Consider the following 18,969-nt stretch of genomic DNA (forward strand, 5'->3'; position numbering starts at 1 on the left):
GATCCGGTTGCGATGGCCAGTGCGTTTCGTTTGGCGGTGCAGGCTGGACGACAAGCCTATCTGGCGGGTTTGGCCGGTAGCTCGACGCAGGCACAGGCCAGCAGTCCACTGACGGGGTTTTGGCTATGAGCAGCGCAGAATCGTCAAATGCGCCGGTGGCTGACCGGCTGCGGCAATGGGATTGGGAAGCGATCCGCTTATCGCTATACAGCAAAACGGCGGTGGATGTTGAGCGGGCGTTGGCTAAACCGCAGCTGGATCAGGGCGATATTCAGGCATTGTTGTCACCGGCGGCGGCTGATTATCTGGAGCCGATGGCCCAACGTGCGTATGCGTTGACTCGTCAGCGTTTTGGCCAAGCAATTCAGATGTACATTCCGTTGTATCTGTCCAACTTGTGCAGCAATGAGTGCTCGTACTGCGGCTTTTCGGTCAATCAGCCGATCCGCCGGCTAGCGTTGTCAGCCGAGCAGATTGTGCGTGAGGGCGCGGCGATCCGCTCGCGGGGTTATCAGCATTTACTGCTGGTTTCGGGGGAGGCAGAAACCAAAGTTGGCGGGGCCTATTTTCGTCAGGCGCTGCAGTTACTGCGTCCGCAATTTGCCCAGTTGTCGTTGGAGGTACAGCCGCTGACCACGGCGGAATACCAGATGCTGGTCGACGAGGGGTTGCATGCGGTGCTGGTGTACCAAGAGACCTATCAGCGCGCGGTGTACGCTCGCCATCATTTGCGCGGTAAAAAGCAGGACTTTGACTGGCGATTGGAGACGCCGGATCGCTTAGGTCAGGCAGGGGTTAGCAAAATCGGCGTGGGGGCGCTGCTCGGGTTAGCCGATTGGCGCACCGATTCGTGGTTTACGCTGCAACATGTGCGCTTGCTGGAGCAAACCTACTGGCGCAGTCGTTACTCAATTTCTTTCCCACGCCTGCGACCGTGTAGCAGTAATCGCGAGCTGTTTTCAGGGATGAGCGAGCGTGAGCTGGTGCAGCTGATTTGTGCCTGCCGCATTGCCAGCCCACAGGCGGAGCTCAGTTTGTCGACCCGCGAATCGGCGGTATTTCGCGATCAGGTACTGCCTTTGGGCATTACCAGCATGAGCGCGGAGTCCTCCACTCAACCGGGCGGCTACGCTGAGCAAGATGCGCGTTTGGAGCAGTTTCGTATCGATGATACGCGCTCGACGGCCCAAGTTGCCGCGGCGATCCGAGCGCGCGGCTTTCAGCCGGTGTGGAAAGATTGGGAGCCGGCATTTCGCTAAGGACCGTTTCGGTAGCGGTAGCTATACTCACTACTCACTTGTGGTGATGGCACTCGCCATCGCCGCTTTTTCACTTCCAGCTTTTGATATTCTTTGCAGCGCCCATTCTCCGCGCAAATATGACTGTGCTGGAATTTACAGTGCGAGTTCAGGCGGTCGGGTTAGGTGGCGCGAGAGAAAATCACGCAGCCAGCGATGGCCTGCATCCTGTTCGTGCCGCTCATGCCACAGCATCTGGTAGGCCACCGGCGAAGGATTGAGCGGCAGTGGCCGCTGCACTAACGGGTAGTGGCGACAGACATGATCGGCAAAGCAGCGCGGCGCGGTGAACACCAGATCGGTGTGACAGCAGATGGCGATCGCGCCGAAAAAATCCGGCATGCTGACCGGTGTGCTGCGCCGCCGTCCGGCTTGCGCCAGCAAATAATCCAGCGACCACCACTCGCGACCTTCACAGCGCGCCTGCACATGGCGCAGCGCCAAGTACTGCTCCAGATCCCACGGTTTGCGCAGCGCCGGATGCCCAGCGCGCAGCAGGCACACATGCTCATCGGTAAATAGCGTTTGAAAGGCAATGCCGGGCGGCAGCTGGGTGAGCTGCTGATCGGTGCTGGGGTACAGCTCGCGAATGGTGAGCGCTAAATCAAACTGACCATCGGCCAAGCCTTGCAGCGATTGGGCATCCCATAGGTGGGCATGCAGTTGTAAGTGTGGCGCCGTTTGCAGCAGTGCATTGATAAAGCTCGGTAGCAGCGTTTGGTAGGCGCTTTCCAGCATCACCAGATTAAAGTGGCGATCGCTGCACTGCGGGTCAAAGTGCGGAGGGCGAGTCAGTAAATGTAACTCATGCAATAAGGTGCGCAGCGGCGCCGCCAACTGTTCGGCATGGGCGCTGGGGGTTAGACCGTGCGCGGTACGAAAAAACAGAGGGTCATCCAGTAATTGACGCAGTCGTGCCAGCGATTTGCTGACCGCTGACTGTGACAGATGCAGACGTTGGGCGGCGCGCGATACGCTGCACTCTTCCAGCAGCACATGCAGACAGACCAACAAATTCAAATCCATGCGGGCGAGACGATCCAGATTCACAGATATTCCTCAGAGGAAAAATGGTCGGGAAAATAAGCCATTTCACATCATATCCGCTTTCCGGTAGGGTACGGCAAAAATAATAGGATAACTGAATGAAAACGCGTCAACTGATTGGTTTGCTGGTGGCTTTGGTGATGTTCAGCCCACTGGCGATCGATATTTATCTGCCGGCGTTACCGCTGATGCAGCAAGACTTTGCCGTTAACCAAGAGCAAATCCAAGCCACCTTAGGTTTATTTTTATTTAGCTTAGGGGTTGGGCAAATCATTATTGGTCCGTTGACCGATCACTTTGGTCGTCGTCCGGTGGCACTGGCGGGGATCAGTTTATATGCCGTCAGTGCGCTGGCGGGCATGCTGACCCACGACTTTACGGGCTTACTGTTATCGCGTATTGGACAAGGTATCGGCGCCTGTTCGACCTCCATTGTGGCTTTCGCCGCCGTGCGTGACAGCTTTGCTGCGCGCGAATGTGCGCGTATGTACTCGTACCTCAATGGCGCGCTGTGCATCATTCCGGCATTGGCCCCGACGTTGGGTGGCTTGCTGACGGTGCAGTTCGGTTGGCGTGCCTGTTTTGCCTTTATGTTGCTGTTTGCTCTGTTGGTGCTGGTGGCGGTATGGGGCTTGTTTGCTGAAACCCGTCCGGCTAGCGCGGTATCTAGCGGGGCGCTGTATCGCTGGTCACGCTATCAGCCTATTTTGCGCTCCCCTACGTTTATCCGCTATGCCTTGGTCTGCATGGCGGGGATGACCGGTATTTTATGCTACGTCACTTATGCGCCGATGGTGCTGGTGGGGCAACTGGGCGTGTCGGAGCTGGAGTTTAGTGCTTGGTTTGGCGCCAATGCGCTGATCAATATCGTGGCCTTCTTTGCCGCGCCACGCATCGTGCGCCGCTTAGGCGAAGTGCGTACCGTGATTACGGGTTTGAGCGTGTTTGCACTGAGCGGGTTATTCTTGATTGGCTCGTGGCTGTGGTGGCCACTGTCGGCTGCCGCCTATATGTTACCGATGACCGTATTGTGCAGCGGCTTTGCCGTGATGTTGGGGTCGGCGTCGGCGTTGGCGCTGATGCCATTTGCCGGCTGTGCCGGTACCGCATCGGCATTATTGGGCTGTTTGCAAATGAGTGGTGCGGCTTTATTGGCGGCATTAATCCAACAATGGGCGTTAGAGCCGCGCTTGGCGGTAGCGGTCAGTGTGTTGTTACCGGCGGTGCCATTATGGCTGTGGTGTGTGCAAAAAGGCGCAAAACAACAATATGAAATGATTACTGAATAAAATAAATAAAAAAACTGACGACAACGAGGCTTTGCCTGCTATTCAAGCAGGCTTTTTTTCGTCAAAATGCGTATGCTTAAATATCAGTTGGCCTTATTCAGTGTCCCTGTCCTGCGGGATACACAGAGCCTATCCCATTAGGGCTATTTCGCTGTTCGGTGAGCCTTGGGCACTTGTTCGAAATCTTCACGTACGTTACGTACGCACTGTACGCTACGCACGAGTTTTTGCACCTTGCCTATACTAAAAATGGGTCACGAAATGGGCCATGCCATTATGCCTACTGGGATACGCTCTTAGCCATTTATGATGGTAATAAATTCTCCGGCGTAATTTGTCCTGCCGGTGTATATCTAATTTTATTATTTATAGAAGAAGAACTATGTCGTCGTTCACTACATTTGAAATGGCCAAAATTATGAATCAACTGGAGGACTCTCCAGAGAAAGTCATGTTTGGTCGCGTGTTAAAAGAACTGTGTCATCAAAGCCCTGAGCGGATCCGCTCTGCTGCGCGTCACGTGGATATTAAAGAGCTGCGCGATCTGGTGCATCAGGTCAGTGCGGTGATTGAAGAAAAGCGTGAAGAGCGTAAGCAGCAGATCCTGCGCGCGATGGCCGCCGAAGGTATTAATCCACAGGATTTGTTGGAGTCCTGATCCCCTTCGCGTTCGGCGCGAATAGCGCGGCAGCTGACCTCGGTGCTGCCGCCTCAGGCCAGTAATGCTTGGCGTGATAGCCAATCATCAATCGACCTCCCTGTTGGGCGGCCGCCGCAGTTATTTTGCTTAATGCGTGTGCTCGCCGTGAGCATCAGCAACCGTGATCGCCATAATTAGCACAGGCTGTTGGCATTTATTGTCGGCCGATGTGTATTGCCCCTTTTCTTTTCGCGCGACCTGCCTTTGGCTTTAATCGTGCGTGGCCGTTCTCTGTAATGCCGTGTTTATTGTTCCCTCATATTGTTTCTTCGTATTGTTCTCTCGTTATTGTGTCTGGGCGATGGGTTTCTTATTGATTATCAACCCTGTTGCGCAGGCTATGGCTCGGCGCAATCGCCATCGCGCTTTATTTTCCCGTTATGGGATGTGACGGAGATTTTTACACCTTTCGGGCTATTTAATTCAGCGTCACGCTGTGGCATTTAATTAATGCGCTGACAAGGCGTCTGGTTAAATCGCCGTAGGCTAGTGCAATCCACTGGCGGGATAAATTGCCGGATTAATCGGACGTTTGTTTCTCTTTCCTTGTTGGTGACGGCCAACGCCTTGCGGTACACTGGCATGCACATATTTCATTCAGGCAAAGGCAGCAGTAGACATGGTTGATCAGTTGCAGGAAACCACTCACTTTGGTTTTCGCACCGTAGCCAAGGACGAGAAAGCCGGGATGGTGGCTGAGGTTTTTCATTCCGTCGCCGGCAAATACGATTTGATGAATGACTTGATGTCATTCGGTATTCACCGTTTGTGGAAGCGCTTTACCATCGATTGCAGTGGGGTGCGCCGTGGACAGCGGGTACTGGATCTGGCCGGAGGCACCGGCGATTTGACCGCTAAATTCTCTCGTTTAGTGGGCGATAGCGGTGAAGTGGTGCTGGCCGATATTAATGATTCCATGCTTAAGGTGGGTCGTGCCAAATTGCGCGATCTGGGCGTGGTTGGCAATGTCAGTTACGTACAAGCGAACGCGGAAGCTTTGCCGTTCCCTGATAATTATTTTGATTGTATTACCATCGGGTTTGGCCTGCGTAACGTCACCGAGAAAGAAAAAGCCTTAAAATCGATGTTCCGGGTATTAAAACCGGGTGGTCGTCTGTTGGTGCTGGAGTTTTCCAAGCCGACGATCGAGCTGTTGGGCAAGGTGTACGATACCTATTCCTTCCGCATTTTGCCGAAAATCGGCGAAGTGGTGGCTAACGACAGCGAAAGTTACCGCTATCTGGCCGAGTCCATTCGCATGCACCCGGCACAGGACGTGCTTAAAGGCATGATGGAAGAGGTCGGTTTTGAACAGGTGAGTTACTACAACCTGACTGGCGGCATCGTGGCTTTGCACCGCGGGTATAAGTTTTAACGGCTTGCTCAACAATAAGGATGATGATGCCTCTGCTCCCTTTGGTTACCGGTGTTCTGGAAACCGCACTGAATGCCTTGCTGGCAAAAAATGCCGAAGCGAAAAACAAACTGCCCCGACTGCGCGGCAAAGTCTTGGCGTTGCAGTTACGGGAATTACCGGCACCGCTGGTGTTTGTGTTTTCGAATCGGATTGATGTGCTGGCGGCTTGGGAAGATGAGGCGGATTGCCGTGTCCGCACCGGCGTACTGGTGTTGCCTGAGCTGCGTGACCGCTCACAGGTCACCCGCTTGATCCGCGAACAAGCGCTGGATGTGCAGGGCGATATTCAGGTGCTGCAGCATTTTGTGGCACTGATGGAAGCGCTCGGCTGGGATCCGGCCGAGTTGCTGGCGCCTTATACCGGCGATCTGGTGGCGCACGGTGTCAGCCGTTTGGTACAAGGCACCGTGGCAGGCGTGCAGCGTCAGCATGCTCGCAATCTGGCTTATCTCGGTGAGGTGGTGACCGAGGAGTGGTGCTTGGCACCGGGAGCCTTGGAAGTGGCCTACTTTGCCGATCAGGTGGAAGAGTTAGCGACGCAGCTGACGCGTTTAGAGCGCCGCTTGCAGCGTCTGGAGACTTCGGCATGACGCCTGCTGAATTGCGCCGCCTGTACCGCATCACTCAAGTTTTTCTCAGCTATGGATTGGATGAGCTGTTGCCGCCAATCCGGCTGACCTTGCCGCTGCGCGTTGCTCGTCGCGCGATTTTCTGGATCCGTCCGCAGCACGCGGAAAAGCCGCTTGGCATGCGCCTACGTTTGGCGCTGCAAGAGTTAGGGCCGGTGTGGATCAAATTCGGTCAGATGCTCTCAACTCGGCGCGATCTGTTTCCGCCGCACATCGCCGATCAACTGGCCTTATTGCAAGATCAAGTCGCCCCGTTTGACGGCGAGCTGGCGCGCAGCCAAATTGAAGCGGCGCTGGGCGTACCGCTGGAAACCCTGTTTGATGATTTTAACCCGCAAGCTCTCGCCTCGGCCTCAATTGCGCAGGTGCATACCGCGCGGTTGAAAGAGAACGGGCAGGAAGTGGTACTCAAAGTGATCCGGCCGGATATTCTGCCGGTGATCCGCGCCGATGTGCGCTTAATGTACCGTTTAGCACGTACCTTGCCACGCTTGCTGCCCGATGGTCGCCGATTGCGTCCGGTGGAAGTGGTGCGCGAGTATGAAAAGACCCTGCTCGATGAACTGAATCTGATGCGCGAGGCGGCGAACGCCATCCAACTGCGGCGCAATTTTACCGGCAGTCCGATGCTGTATGTCCCTGAGATGTACACCGATTATTGCCGTGAAAATCTGCTGGTGATGGAGCGCATCTACGGCATACCGGTGTCCGATGTGGCGGCGCTCAACGCCAACGGCACCGACATGAAACTGTTGGCTGAGCGGGGCGTGCAGGTCTTTTTCACCCAAGTGTTTCGTGACAGCTTTTTCCATGCTGACATGCACCCCGGCAACATTTTTGTCAGCCGTGAGCATCCGGAAAACCCGCAATATATCGGCATTGATTGCGGCATTGTCGGGTCATTGAATCGCGAAGATAAACGCTATTTGGCCGGTAACTTTATCGCCTTTTTTAATCGCGATTATCGCAAAGTGGCCGAGCTGCATGTGGATTCCGGCTGGGTGCCGCCAGATACCAATGTTGAAGAGTTCGAGTTTGCGATCCGCACGGTGTGTGAGCCGATTTTTGAAAAGCCGTTGGATCAAATCTCCTTCGGTCATGTTCTGCTCAATCTGTTTAACACCGCGCGCCGTTTTAATATGGAAGTACAACCGCAGCTGGTCTTGTTACAAAAAACCCTGTTATATGTGGAAGGCCTTGGGCGACAATTGTACCCGCAGCTGGATTTGTGGAGCACCGCGAAGCCGTTTTTGGAAAGCTGGATGCGTGAGCAGGTCGGGCTACAGGCGTTAGTGAAAGCCTGTAAGGAAAAGGCACCGTTCTGGGCAGAAAAACTGCCGGAATTGCCAGAGTTAGTTTACGATTCGCTGCGTCAGCAGCGGCAACTGAGCCAGCAAATCATGCTACTCAGTCAGCAACTGGATAAGCGCAATCAGCGCGGATCGCAGTCGCGCTATTTGCTGACCGTCGGTGCGACCTTGGTGTTATCTGCGGTGATCGTTGAGGTCAATCAGATAGCTTGGTGGCCGGCCGGTTTGTTACTGGGCGGCGTGGCATGCTGGGTTGCCGGCTGGCTGCGTCAGTCCTGATTTTCGGATGACATGACGTCATATTGAATTGTGTGAACATACCGTAACTGCGGTATACCGTTAACGACGAGGTATAGAGAAATGGGTGGGATCAGTATTTGGCAATTACTCATTATTGCGGTGATCGTAGTGCTGTTGTTCGGCACCAAGAAACTGCGCAATATCGGCGGAGATCTGGGCGGTGCAGTGCGCGATTTCAAAAAAGCCCTCAATCCCGATGAGCAACCGACTAAACCACAACAGCCAGCACAGTCTGATAACGCGGCCGATGCTGACTTTAACCCGAAAATCGCCGATCAGCGCCAGAGCGCTGAGCCAGCCGACAAGAGCCAGAGCAACCAGAATAACAAAGAGCAGGTGTAAGCCGTGTTTGATATCGGTTTCTGGGAGCTGGTACTGATTGCGGTGATCGGTCTGGTGGTGCTCGGCCCTGAGCGCTTGCCGGTCGCGGTTCGCACCGTGGCGCGCTGGGTACGTACCTTCCGCGCCATGGCGGCATCAGTACAGAACGAACTGAATCAGGAGCTCAAACTGCAAGAGATGCAGGAGAACCTGAAAAAAGCCGAGCAGATGAACCTCAAGGATCTGGCTCCCGAGGTCGATGCGTCACTGCGCGAGCTCAAAGAAGCGGCGGCCTCAGTGCAGCGCCCGTATGCCAACAGCCAAAGCGCGGCCTCGCCAGAGCTAGCCACGGCCAGTGACGCCACGGCGTCGGCGGCTGCCGATGTGACTACGGCCACTTCGGATAGCCCTGCGTCAACGGCGAGCGCCGCGTTGCAACCGAATGCCGCGGAATTGGCCGAGCAGGAAGAAGACGAGGGTGACCATCCGCTGCTGGTGACCGGTTTGCATGAACCGTTGACCTCCGCTGAGCCGGTAGCGGTTGAGCCTGCGGTAGCGAAGCCTACGTCCGCTCAGCCTGCATTGCAGAGTGATAACAAGAGGGATCCGGCATGACGGTGGAAGATACCCAGCCTTTAATCTCACACCTGATTGAGTTGCGAACCCGTTTGCTGCGCGCCATCATCAGTATTCTGGTGATTTTCCTCTGTCTGGTGTGGTTCTCTAACGATATCTACGCGTGGGTGTCCGCCCCTTTGGTGGAGCGGATGCCGCATGGCGCCAGCATGATTGCCACCGAAGTGGCTTCACCGTTTATCGCCCCGATCAAACTGACCTTATTGGTCTCGGTCTTTCTGGCCGCGCCTTTGGTGCTGTATCAGGTATGGGGCTTTATTGCGCCGGCCTTGTATCGCCATGAGCGGCGCTTGATCCTGCCGTTGCTGGTTTCCAGCTCAGCGCTGTTTTATCTGGGCATGGTGTTTGCCTATTACGTGGTTTTCCCGCTGATTTTTGGTTTCTTTACCAAAACGGCGCCGGAAGGGGTGACTATCGCCACCGACATCAACAGCTATCTCGATTTTGTGATGGGGCTATTTTTAGCCTTTGGCTTGGCGTTTGAAATTCCGGTCGCCATTGTCCTGTTGTGTTGGAGCGGCGTGACCACCGCCGATGAGCTGCGCAAGAAGCGGCCATACATCATCGTGGGCGTGTTTGTGGTCGCGATGCTACTGACGCCGCCGGATGTGTTTTCCCAGACCTTGCTGGCGATCCCGATGTGTTTGCTGTTTGAACTTGGGGTGTTCTGCTCACGTTTTTACGTGCGCCGTGACGCCGAAGGCGAGGCGGATGATGAAGAGGCTAATGCCTCCCATTGAGGCGAGTCGCGCGTTGAAAACATCCGCGCTGCCAGCGCAACCCTATGAGGCCGTCATCACGACGGCCTTTTTACAACCGGGCATTTTTACCGTATTGATTGTTATCGTATTGACCGTTATTGCTTTCAATGGGGCGAACACGACATCAGCCATCAATGGCTGGGGCAGGATAAGCAATGTTTGATATCGGCGTTAATTTAACCAGCAGTCAGTTTGCTAGCGATCGCGAAGCCGTGCTGACGCGCAGCTGGCAAGCGGGGTTACAGGGGCTGTTAGTGACCGGTACCTCACTGGCGGAGAGCGAGCAAGCGCTAGCGATGACAGCGCTGGCGCCCGAACGCATGTGGTGTACCGCAGGCGTGCATCCGCATGATGCTAAAACCTGGGATGCCCAGAGCGCGCAGCGCTTACGCGCCTTATATCAGCACGACGCAGTGGTTGCGGTCGGGGAGTGTGGGTTGGACTTTAATCGCGACTTCTCGCCACGGCCGCAGCAACTGGCCGCCTTTGCGGCGCAATTGGCCTTGGCTGCCGAGGTGCAACTGCCTTTGTTTTTGCACTGCCGCGATGCGTTTGAGCCGTTTTTTGCCCTGCTGCGTGAGCATCGTGCGCAGCTGTGTGGTGGAGTCTTGCACTGTTTTACCGGCAGTGACCAAGACTTAGATAGCGCACTGGAATTGGGTTTATCCATCGGTGTGACCGGTTGGCTGTGCGATGAGCGCCGTGGCGAGCTGTTACGCCAACAGGTACAACGCATTCCTGCCGAGCGTCTGCTGCTGGAAACCGATGCCCCTTATTTACTGCCGCGGGATCTGCAACCTAAGCCGAAATCCCGCCGCAACGAACCTGGCATACTGCCGCATATTGTATCCACCGTGGCAGCGTTACGCGGCGAATGTCCGCACGCATTAGCCCGGCAAACCACCCGCAATGCAGCCACCTTGTTCCGGCTGCCGCTAACGGCGTGAGTGTACAGGAAAGGAGAAAGAGCATGAGTATCAATATTCCCGGTTCATTCCCGGGTCGTCGTCTGCGCCGGGTGCGCTATCAAGATTTTAGCCGCCGTCTGGTGGCCGAGCATCGTCTGAGCGTGGACGATCTGATTTATCCGGTGTTTGTTCTGGAAGGGGAAAACCGCCGTGAAGCGGTATCGTCCATGCCGGGGATTGAGCGTTTGTCGCTGGATTTATTGCTGGAAGAGGCCGCGGAGCTGGTGGCGTTGGGGATCCCGGCGATTGCCCTGTTTCCGGTGATCGGGCAGGAGAAAAAATCCCTGCTGGCGGAAGAGGCCTATAACCCACAGGGGCTGGTACAAGAAACGGTACGGGCGCTGAAAGCGCGTCACCCCGAGCTTGGCATCATCACCGATGTGGCATTAGACCCGTATACCGTGCACGGTCAGGATGGCATCATCGATGAGCAAGGTTACGTGCTCAATGACATCACCACCGAAGTGCTGGTGAAACAAGCTCTGGCGCAAGCGGAGGCCGGTGTTGATGTGATTGCGCCAAGTGACATGATGGACGGTCGTATCGGCGCGATTCGTGAGGCGCTGGAAGCCAATGGGTTTGTGAACACCCAAATCATGGCTTATTCCGCCAAATATGCTTCTTGCTATTATGGCCCGTTCCGCGATGCGGTCGGCTCATCCGGTAACCTCAAAGGTGGTAACAAGAAGACTTACCAGATGGATCCGGCCAACAGCAATGAAGCCTTGCAGGAAGTGGCGCAGGATCTGCAAGAAGGCGCGGATATGGTGATGGTGAAACCGGGTATGCCGTATCTGGATGTGGTGCGGCGGGTCAAAGATCAGTTCGGCGTGCCAACCTTTGCCTATCAGGTTTCCGGCGAGTACGCGATGCACATGGCGGCAATCCAAAACGGCTGGCTGAAAGAGCGCGACTCGATCATGGAATCCTTGCTGTGCTTCAAGCGGGCCGGTGCCGATGGCATTTTGACCTACTTTGCCAAGCAAGCCGCCCAGTGGCTGCGCGACGAGCAGCGCTAAGCGGAGCTATGTGCCTGTTCGCGAAGAGGCGAATTGCACGAGCTATCGCAGTGGACAAAAAAAAGCGGCCACCGGCCGCTTTTTTATCGTCTGTTTCGCTGTTCAGCGAAAGCCGAACACTCGTAACCGTGATGCTTAATGTGAGCAAGCGCCACTGCTAAAATGCGTATCTTCCGGCAGTAACAACGGCAAATGCAGATTGTTCATCCAGCGACTTTCCTGACGCAAATCTTCGGCGCGCAGTGGATGCTGATGCAACCAACCGACCGGTAAATACAGGCACAATTGCTCACCACTTACCTGTAACCGTACTTGCGGCAAGGTGTCGTCACGGCGACGCGAGGCCAGAATAATCGCCAAGCGCAGTAAACGACACAGCTTCAGCGCATCGCTGACCGACAAAGCGTTTTGCCCCGCCAGACGGGTTAAGTCTGGCTGCTCACGCTGGTTAAACAGTAGCGCGGCCAGCAGTTTACGTTGCGCTGGGGTGAACCCTGGCACATCGGAGTTTGCCAGCAGATAGGCGGCGTGTTCATGGGCGCGTTTGTAGTCGATACCCAGCCCAATCTCGTGCACCAAGGCCACATAGCCGAGTAACTCACGGCTCAGCAGGCTCAAATGCCAGTCATCGGCCACCTGATCAAACAATTGCCAGGCGGTATTGCGCACCCGCAAGGCTTGTTCGGTATCTATTTGGTAACGCTGCTGCAAGGCGCGCATGGTGCGCGCCCGCACATCGCCTTCGCCGACGCAGCCGAGCATGCCGTAGATCAACCCTTCACGCAGGGCGCCGCCCGACAAGGTCATCTCACGGATAGAAAGAGTTTCAAAGATGGCAATCAGGATCGACAAACCGCTCGGGAAAACCAGTGCACGGTCGAGGGTCAGGCCATCAATTTCCAGCTCTTCCAGCTTATAGCACTGGATCGCCTGTTCGCGCAGTTGATACAGCTTGGACAAGGTAATGTGTTCATCCATCCCTTGTGCTTGCATAATCTCTTGCAAGGCTTGCACGGTACCGGAGGCGCCGACACAAATCTGCCAGCGCGCAGCGCGGTATTGTTCGGCAATTGGCGCTAGCACGTCACGCGCGGCCGCTTCGGCGGCGGCAAAATTGTGCGCGCACAGACGGCGATCGGCAAAAAAGCGCTCCAGCCAGGTGACGCAGCCCATGTGCAGGCTGACCAATTGCTGCGGTTGCACTCCAGCACCGACAATCAGCTCGGTGCTGGCGCCGCCAATATCGACCACCAGACGCTGCTCTGGGCCGCCGGTGGTGTGCGCCACGCCTTGATAAATCAGGCGCGCCTCTTCTTCACCGGCAATGATCTCGATCGGGTGACCTAAAATGCACTCCGCCGGGGCGAGAAACTCCGCCGCGTTACAGGCACTGCGCAGTGCCGCGGTCGCGACCACCCGCACATGCTGCAGCGGAATATCTTGTAGCCGCTCAGCAAACAGCGCCAGACACTGGCAGCCGCGCTCAATGGCTTCAGCTGACAGGCGGTTATCCTGATCTAAACCGGCCGCCAGACGCACCTTACGCTTGATGCGCGCGATGGTCTGGATAGTTCCCGCCACCTCGCGCACCACCAGCATATGGAAGCTGTTGGAGCCCAAATCGATGGCGGCATAACAAGGCGAGACAGCACTCATCATACAGAGTCAAACTCAGGCCGGATGACGTTTACGCGGGCCACGGTTGCCCGGGCGACGCTGGGTATTACCGCCACGACCGTTGTTAGGACGGTGTTGACGGTGCAGGCGAAACGGTGCCGGCAGCTCTTGCAACAGGGCATCTGGGTCATATTTGCTGACCGGAATGCTGTGCTCGATATAGGTTTCGATCGCCGGCAGATTCAGCGCGTACTCTTCACAGGCGAAGCTGATTGAGTTACCGCTGGCACCGGCGCGGCCGGTACGGCCAATACGGTGCACATAATCTTCGCAGTCGTCCGGCAGGTCATAGTTGAACACATGGGTCACGGCTGGAATGTGCAGGCCACGGGCCGCCACATCGGTTGCCACCAGAATGTCCAGATTGCCTTGGGTGAAGTCATCCAGAATGCGCATGCGCTTTTTCTGTGCCACATCACCGGTCAGCAGACCGACGCGGTGACCATCGGCTGCCAGATGGCCCCAGATATCTTCACAGCGATGCTTGGTGTTGGCGAAAATAATGCACCGATCCGGCCACTCTTCTTCCAGTAGAGTCTGCAGCAGGCGCATTTTGTCTTCGTTCGACGGATAGAACAGCTCTTCTTTGATCCGATGGCCGGTTTTTTGCTCCGGCTCCACTTCCACATACTCGGCATTGTGCATGTGCTCGAAAGCCAGCTCACGTACTCGGTATGACAAGGTGGCGGAGAACAGCATATTGAGACGCTGATCCGGTTTTGGCATGCGGCGCAGCAGATAACGGATATCCTTAATAAAACCGAGATCGAACATCCGATCGGCTTCATCCAGAACCATCACCTGAATGGCACCCATGTTGATAATATTCTGTTTCTGGTAATCGATAATCCGGCCGGTGGTACCGATCAGGATATCAACCCCAGCTTCCAGCGTTTTGAGCTGCTTGTCGTAGCCGTCGCCGCCATACGCCAAACCAAGGCGTAAACCGGTGGACTGCGCCAAGGTCTCAGCATCGGCGTGGATCTGGATCGCCAGCTCACGGGTTGGTGCCATGATCAGCGCCCGTGGTTGGTTAATCTGACGATCAGCGGCAGCTGGGTGGGTCAGTAAGTGGTGGAAGGTCGATGCCAGAAAAGCCAGGGTTTTTCCTGTACCCGTCTGAGCTTGACCGGCGATGTCACGCCCTGCCAAAGAATAAGGCAGTGCGAGCGCCTGGATTGGTGTGCAGTATTGGAACCCTTGCTGAGCCAAGGCATGCAGGACATCCGGATGCAACCCGAAATCGGCGAATTTCTGTTCAGTTAAGTGTGTTTTGCTCATAGGTGATAGAATATCAGCTAACTCTTGCTTTACGAAAGCGTATCCATTGAAATAAAGTCAATAACAACTGTTGGTCAATGTTACACCAACAATGCGATATAACACTTGGGAGTGGAAGATGAGCGATAAAATTGTTCAGCTGACCGACAGCAGCTTTGAAAACGATGTAATCAAAGCAACCGGTCCGGTACTGGTGGATTTCTGGGCAGAGTGGTGTGGTCCTTGCAAAATGATCGCCCCGATTCTGGACGAGATCGCCACTGAGTACCAAGGTAAGGTAACGGTAGCGAAACTGAACATCGATCAGAATACCGACACGGCGCCAAAATACGGTATCCGTGGTATCCCGACGCTGCTGCTGTTTAAAAACGGTGCGGTTGCCGCCACCAAAGTCGGCGCACTGTCTAAGACTCAACTGAAAGAGTTCCTGGACACCCACCTGTAATACGCCTCACGTTTAGCGGTTGGCAGCGCATTTTATTTGACCAACCGCTAGACGCATTTCTGATTTGATGCTAGTTTATCCCTACTGCTGAAACGCAACTTTTCTTCTTATTGCTGATAGCTGGTGCGTGCTCACCGCATGCTTTGTATCGCCAGCATCATCGTAATTGACTTACCCCGAGTTCACTATCAAGAACCCATCGTTATGAATCTTACCGAACTGAAAAATACACCTGTCTCCGAGCTTGTGGCGCTTGGGGAGTCAATGGGCCTCGAAAATATGGCCCGGATGCGCAAACAAGACATTATCTTTGCCATCCTGAAACAACATGCCAAGAGCGGTGAAGATATTTTTGGTGATGGCGTGTTAGAGATTTTGCAGGATGGTTTCGGTTTCCTGCGATCCGCAGACAGCTCCTACCTTGCCGGTCCTGATGATATCTACGTTTCCCCGAGTCAAATCCGCCGTTTCAATCTTCGTACAGGTGACACCATTGCTGGTAAAATCCGCCCGCCAAAAGAAGGCGAACGCTATTTTGCCCTGCTGAAAGTCAACGAAGTTAACTACGACAAGCCGGAAAACTCCCGCAACAAGATCCTGTTCGAAAACTTAACTCCACTTCATGCTAATCGCCGTTTGCGCATGGAGCGTGGTAATGGCTCTACCGAAGACTTAACTGCCCGCGTATTGGATTTGGCGTCGCCAATCGGTTGTGGTCAGCGTGCCCTGATTGTGGCACCACCGAAAGCCGGTAAGACAATGCTGCTGCAAAACATTGCCCAGAGCATTTCCGCTAACCATCCTGACTGCGTACTGATGGTGCTGCTGATTGACGAGCGTCCAGAAGAAGTAACTGAGATGCAGCGTCTGGTGAACGGTGAAGTGGTGGCCTCGACCTTTGATGAGCCAGCCTCTCGTCACGTACAAGTGGCGGAGATGGTGATTGAAAAGGCTAAGCGTTTGGTTGAGCACAAGAAAGATGTGGTGATCCTGCTCGATTCCATCACCCGTCTGGCCCGTGCCTATAACACCGTAGTACCGGCGTCCGGTAAAGTCCTGACCGGTGGTGTGGATGCGAATGCCCTGCACCGTCCGAAGCGTTTCTTCGGTGCGGCACGTAACGTGGAAGAGGGCGGTAGCCTGACCATTATTGCCACCGCGCTGGTTGATACCGGCTCGAAGATGGACGAAGTGATCTACGAAGAGTTCAAGGGCACCGGTAACATGGAACTGCACTTGGCGCGTAAGATTGCCGAGAAGCGTGTGTTCCCAGCCATTGATTACAACCGCTCCGGTACCCGCCGTGAAGAGCTGCTGACCTCGTCAGAAGAGCTGCAAAAGATGTGGATCCTGCGCAAAATCCTGCACCCAATGGGTGAGATTGATGCGATGGAGTTCCTGATCAACAAGCTGGCGATGACCAAGACCAACGATGAATTCTTCGACATGATGAAGCGTTCATAATTCGGTCTAATAAAGATCACGTCACATGAAAAAAGCGTCGCCTTCGGGCGACGCTTTTTTGCTTTCTGGTCGCCAAATTTTGCTTTTAGCACACGGGGTTGTCGCTGATCGGCGACGCGTTTCGCACGGCTCAAATTCACGGTAATATGAATGGACTGACCTGTGACAAAGGGCGGTAAAAGCTCTCAGGCTGGCGGAGTAACCGATGTAATTCCGGCCGAATGATTGCGGCATAACGTCATTTTTGTCTATATGGCAGTAATAGTTTATCGGGTGCAGGTGCGCACCTCACTCAAGGGCTATGGATGGTGGACTTTATTCGCAGTGACGTGCTCATGATGAGTAGTGATCTTTTCTTTGTATTTCTGTTTTCACTGGCTTCACTGTTTGTCGCGCGCAAAGTGGCACGCAAAGTTGGCCTAGTGGACAAACCTAATTACCGTAAATTGCACCATGGGTTGATCCCGCTGGTGGGCGGTATTTCGGTGTTCGCTGGGATGGCCTTCTTTTTCATCCAGCACTGGAATAATTTGCGTCAGCCGGGTTTATACCTGTTGTGTGCTGGCGTATTACTGGTGGTCGGTATTTTAGATGACCGGTTTGATATCAGCGTAAAAATTCGCGCCTGTGTGCAGGCGACTATCGCCATCATTATGATGACCGCAGGTGGCTTGTATCTGAACAGTCTCGGCCAAATTTTTGGTCCGTGGGAGCTGGTGCTAGGGCCATTCGGCTATGTCCTGACGCTGCTGGCGGTGTTGGCGGCGATCAATGCATTCAATATGGTCGACGGCATCGATGGCTTGCTGGGCGGTTTATCCTGCGTGACGTTTGGCTCGCTCGGGGTTTTATTTGTCCTCGATAAGCAGCCCGATTTGGCGCTGTGGTGCTTTGCCATCATTGCCGCCACGCTGCCCTATATTTTGCTTAACCTCGGGATCCCGTGGGGGCGCAAATTCAAAGTCTTTATGGGTGATGCCGGCAGTACCGTGATTGGTTTTACCGTGGTGTGGTTGTTGCTGCAAAGTACCCAAGGGCAAGGCCATCCGCTCAATCCGGTCACTGCGTTGTGGGTGATCGCCATTCCCTTGATGGACATGATCACCATCACCTATCGCCGCATTAAAAAGGGTCAAAGCCCGTTTTCCCCTGACCGTCAGCATATTCACCATATGGTGATGCGCGCCGGTTTTACCTCCGGCCAAGCGTTCTTGCTGATCACGGGTTTAGCTGCTGCACTGGCAGCATTCGGCATCATGGGTGAGTGGCTAGGTTGGCCGGAGTGGGTGATGTTGGCCGCGTTTTTAGTGACCTTTATCGTTTATGGATACTGTATCAGCCGTGCGTGGGTTGCCACCCGGTTTGTTCGTCGTATGCGTCGCCGGTTGAAAGTCTGGGTAGGTCGGCATTTCTAAGGTGTACGGGTTTTTGCGCCATTCGAGGATTATAGCGCCGTGATAAAGCAAGTATCAGAACAGACACATAGCACTGTGGATAACGAACTGGATATCCGTGGCTTGTTTCGTATTTTGTGGTCAGGTAAAGCGTGGATCATCGGTACCGGTGTTCTGTTTGCTGCGCTGGCGTTGGTTTACTCCTATGTGGTGAAAGAGGAGTGGAGCGCTAACGCGATGACCGACCGTCCATTGACCACGCAGCTGGGCAGCTATTTTGCGCAGCAGCAGTTCCTGCGCGGACTGGATGTGCAGGATACCGCCAACGTCACCTTGCCACCGGTGCAAGACGAAGCGTATGACGAGCTGCGCATGCAGCTGGGCTCCTACGATACCCGTCGTGATTTTTGGTTGCAGACCGATTACTACCGCAGCCGTATTGAAGGCAACGCACGTGCCGATGGCCAACTGCTCGATGAACTGATCAACGACATCACCTTCACGGCCAAAGATGACAAGAAAACCCCGTTCGACAGTATTCGTTTGAGCGCCGAAACCGCAGCTGATGCCAGCAACTTACTCAAGCAATACATCGCGTTTGCCAATGCACGCGCGGTGGCGGCGCTGGATGCTAACTTGGCGGGCCGTTGGGCCTCGCGGCTGCAATCCGTGAAAGCACTGGTTTCACGTCAAGAGTCAGTGAATAAAGCGCTGTTGCAACGCGAGCAAGATGGCAAAACCACCGCCGATGAAGCCATGCAAGCGGCTAACTTCGATGTGGATTATGCCCAGAATAAAGCGGTACTGGCTGCGTTAGCCATTGCACCGAAACTGGACCAGAACATTCAGACCTTCCGTTATCTGCGCACTCCGGTCGAGCCGGTGAATCGTGATAAGCCGCGTCGTCTGTTCTTGTTGATCCTGTGGGGTGTGATTGGTGGCATGACCGGTGCTGGGATTGCGATTGGTCGGCGGATTGCTGCCCGTTAATTTGTTGCGTAAGAAGGCTGGAG

At 54.8% G+C, this 18,969-nt stretch carries 19 protein-coding genes and 1 pseudogene; 17 read left to right on the forward strand and 3 right to left on the reverse strand.

Annotated elements, in window-relative coordinates:
• Nucleotides 1-129, forward strand: a pseudogene (locus L975_RS17770) (thiazole synthase); the annotation flags it as partial.
• Nucleotides 126-1,259: a 2-iminoacetate synthase ThiH gene (gene thiH / locus L975_RS15065; protein WP_047709211.1), complete on the forward strand. Its 1,134-nt coding sequence runs from the start codon at nt 126-128 to the stop codon at nt 1,257-1,259. The pseudogene L975_RS17770 and the gene thiH, both read left to right, overlap by 4 nt.
• 135 nt (nt 1,260-1,394) lie before the next feature.
• Here the strand turns inward: thiH and L975_RS15070 are convergent, their stop codons facing one another.
• Nucleotides 1,395-2,348 carry a LysR family transcriptional regulator gene (locus L975_RS15070; RefSeq protein WP_039045227.1) on the reverse strand — a complete coding sequence of 318 codons (954 nt, stop codon included), beginning with the start codon at nt 2,346-2,348 and terminating at the stop codon, nt 1,395-1,397.
• A gap of 95 nt (nt 2,349-2,443) precedes the next feature.
• On the opposite strand from L975_RS15070, the gene L975_RS15075 reads away from it, so the two are divergent.
• The 11 genes from L975_RS15075 (at nt 2,444) to hemB (ending at nt 11,695) form a co-directional block, all read left to right on the forward strand.
• Complete coding sequence (locus tag L975_RS15075) at nt 2,444-3,634, forward strand: multidrug effflux MFS transporter (protein WP_047709212.1); 1,191 nt, start codon at nt 2,444-2,446, stop codon at nt 3,632-3,634.
• A gap of 418 nt (nt 3,635-4,052) precedes the next feature.
• Entirely contained in the window at nt 4,053-4,292 is a 240-nt protein-coding gene (locus tag L975_RS15080) for a hypothetical protein (RefSeq protein WP_197665219.1), read from the forward strand.
• A 661-nt stretch (nt 4,293-4,953) separates the two neighbouring features.
• Complete coding sequence (gene ubiE, locus L975_RS15085) at nt 4,954-5,709, forward strand: bifunctional demethylmenaquinone methyltransferase/2-methoxy-6-polyprenyl-1,4-benzoquinol methylase UbiE (RefSeq protein ID WP_010863048.1); 756 nt, start codon at nt 4,954-4,956, stop codon at nt 5,707-5,709.
• A 26-nt stretch (nt 5,710-5,735) separates the two neighbouring features.
• Nucleotides 5,736-6,341 carry an SCP2 domain-containing protein gene (locus L975_RS15090; RefSeq protein WP_047709213.1) on the forward strand — a complete coding sequence of 202 codons (606 nt, stop codon included), beginning with the start codon at nt 5,736-5,738 and terminating at the stop codon, nt 6,339-6,341.
• A complete protein-coding gene (gene ubiB, locus L975_RS15095) occupies nt 6,338-7,969 on the forward strand; it encodes a ubiquinone biosynthesis regulatory protein kinase UbiB (RefSeq protein ID WP_047709214.1) in 1,632 nt (543 codons plus the stop codon). The genes L975_RS15090 and ubiB overlap by 4 nt, the downstream gene beginning before the upstream one ends.
• An 81-nt stretch (nt 7,970-8,050) precedes the next feature.
• Nucleotides 8,051-8,332: a Sec-independent protein translocase subunit TatA gene (gene tatA, locus L975_RS15100; RefSeq protein WP_010863051.1), complete on the forward strand. Its 282-nt coding sequence runs from the start codon at nt 8,051-8,053 to the stop codon at nt 8,330-8,332.
• Between the two features lie 3 nt (nt 8,333-8,335).
• Entirely contained in the window at nt 8,336-8,926 is a 591-nt protein-coding gene (gene tatB, locus L975_RS17775; protein ID WP_047709215.1) for a Sec-independent protein translocase protein TatB, read from the forward strand.
• The gene (gene tatC / locus L975_RS15110; protein ID WP_039045231.1) at nt 8,923-9,687 is read left to right on the forward strand and encodes a Sec-independent protein translocase subunit TatC; all 765 of its coding nucleotides are present in this window, start codon (nt 8,923-8,925) and stop codon (nt 9,685-9,687) included. The genes tatB and tatC overlap by 4 nt, the downstream gene beginning before the upstream one ends.
• A complete protein-coding gene (locus L975_RS15115; RefSeq protein ID WP_156121232.1) occupies nt 9,659-9,871 on the forward strand; it encodes a hypothetical protein in 213 nt (70 codons plus the stop codon). The genes tatC and L975_RS15115 overlap by 29 nt, the downstream gene beginning before the upstream one ends.
• On the forward strand, nt 9,864-10,655 hold the full coding sequence (locus L975_RS15120; RefSeq protein WP_047709217.1) for a TatD family hydrolase: 792 nt from the start codon (nt 9,864-9,866) through the stop codon (nt 10,653-10,655). The genes L975_RS15115 and L975_RS15120 overlap by 8 nt, the downstream gene beginning before the upstream one ends.
• Before the next feature lie 23 nt (nt 10,656-10,678).
• Complete coding sequence (gene hemB / locus L975_RS15125) at nt 10,679-11,695, forward strand: porphobilinogen synthase (protein WP_010863056.1); 1,017 nt, start codon at nt 10,679-10,681, stop codon at nt 11,693-11,695.
• Nucleotides 11,696-11,830: 135 nt separating this feature from the next.
• On the opposite strand, the gene gppA is transcribed toward hemB, so the two are convergent.
• Nucleotides 11,831-13,354 (reverse strand): guanosine-5'-triphosphate,3'-diphosphate diphosphatase, encoded by a 1,524-nt coding sequence (gppA, locus tag L975_RS15130; protein WP_047709218.1) that lies wholly within the window; start codon nt 13,352-13,354, stop codon nt 11,831-11,833.
• 12 nt (nt 13,355-13,366) lie between these two features.
• Nucleotides 13,367-14,653 (reverse strand): ATP-dependent RNA helicase RhlB, encoded by a 1,287-nt coding sequence (gene rhlB, locus L975_RS15135; protein WP_047709219.1) that lies wholly within the window; start codon nt 14,651-14,653, stop codon nt 13,367-13,369.
• Nucleotides 14,654-14,771: 118 nt separating this feature from the next.
• On the opposite strand from rhlB, the gene trxA reads away from it, so the two are divergent.
• The 4 genes from trxA to L975_RS15155 all read left to right on the forward strand — a co-directional run bounded on the left by trxA (nt 14,772) and on the right by L975_RS15155 (nt 18,946).
• Nucleotides 14,772-15,098: a thioredoxin TrxA gene (gene trxA, locus L975_RS15140; RefSeq protein ID WP_010863059.1), complete on the forward strand. Its 327-nt coding sequence runs from the start codon at nt 14,772-14,774 to the stop codon at nt 15,096-15,098.
• A gap of 204 nt (nt 15,099-15,302) precedes the next feature.
• Nucleotides 15,303-16,562 carry a transcription termination factor Rho gene (rho, locus tag L975_RS15145; protein WP_010863060.1) on the forward strand — a complete coding sequence of 420 codons (1,260 nt, stop codon included), beginning with the start codon at nt 15,303-15,305 and terminating at the stop codon, nt 16,560-16,562.
• Nucleotides 16,563-16,900: 338 nt separating this feature from the next.
• Nucleotides 16,901-17,977 (forward strand): UDP-N-acetylglucosamine--undecaprenyl-phosphate N-acetylglucosaminephosphotransferase, encoded by a 1,077-nt coding sequence (gene wecA / locus L975_RS15150; protein WP_047709227.1) that lies wholly within the window; start codon nt 16,901-16,903, stop codon nt 17,975-17,977.
• A 39-nt stretch (nt 17,978-18,016) separates the two neighbouring features.
• Nucleotides 18,017-18,946, forward strand: a complete 930-nt coding sequence (locus tag L975_RS15155) for a Wzz/FepE/Etk N-terminal domain-containing protein (protein WP_072033089.1) — start codon at nt 18,017-18,019, stop codon at nt 18,944-18,946.
• Nucleotides 18,947-18,969 lie beyond the last annotated feature (23 nt).

This window comes from Plesiomonas sp. ZOR0011, assembly GCF_000800945.1.
In the GTDB taxonomy this organism is placed as follows: Bacteria; Pseudomonadota; Gammaproteobacteria; order Enterobacterales; family CAMTGL01; genus Plesiomonas; species Plesiomonas shigelloides.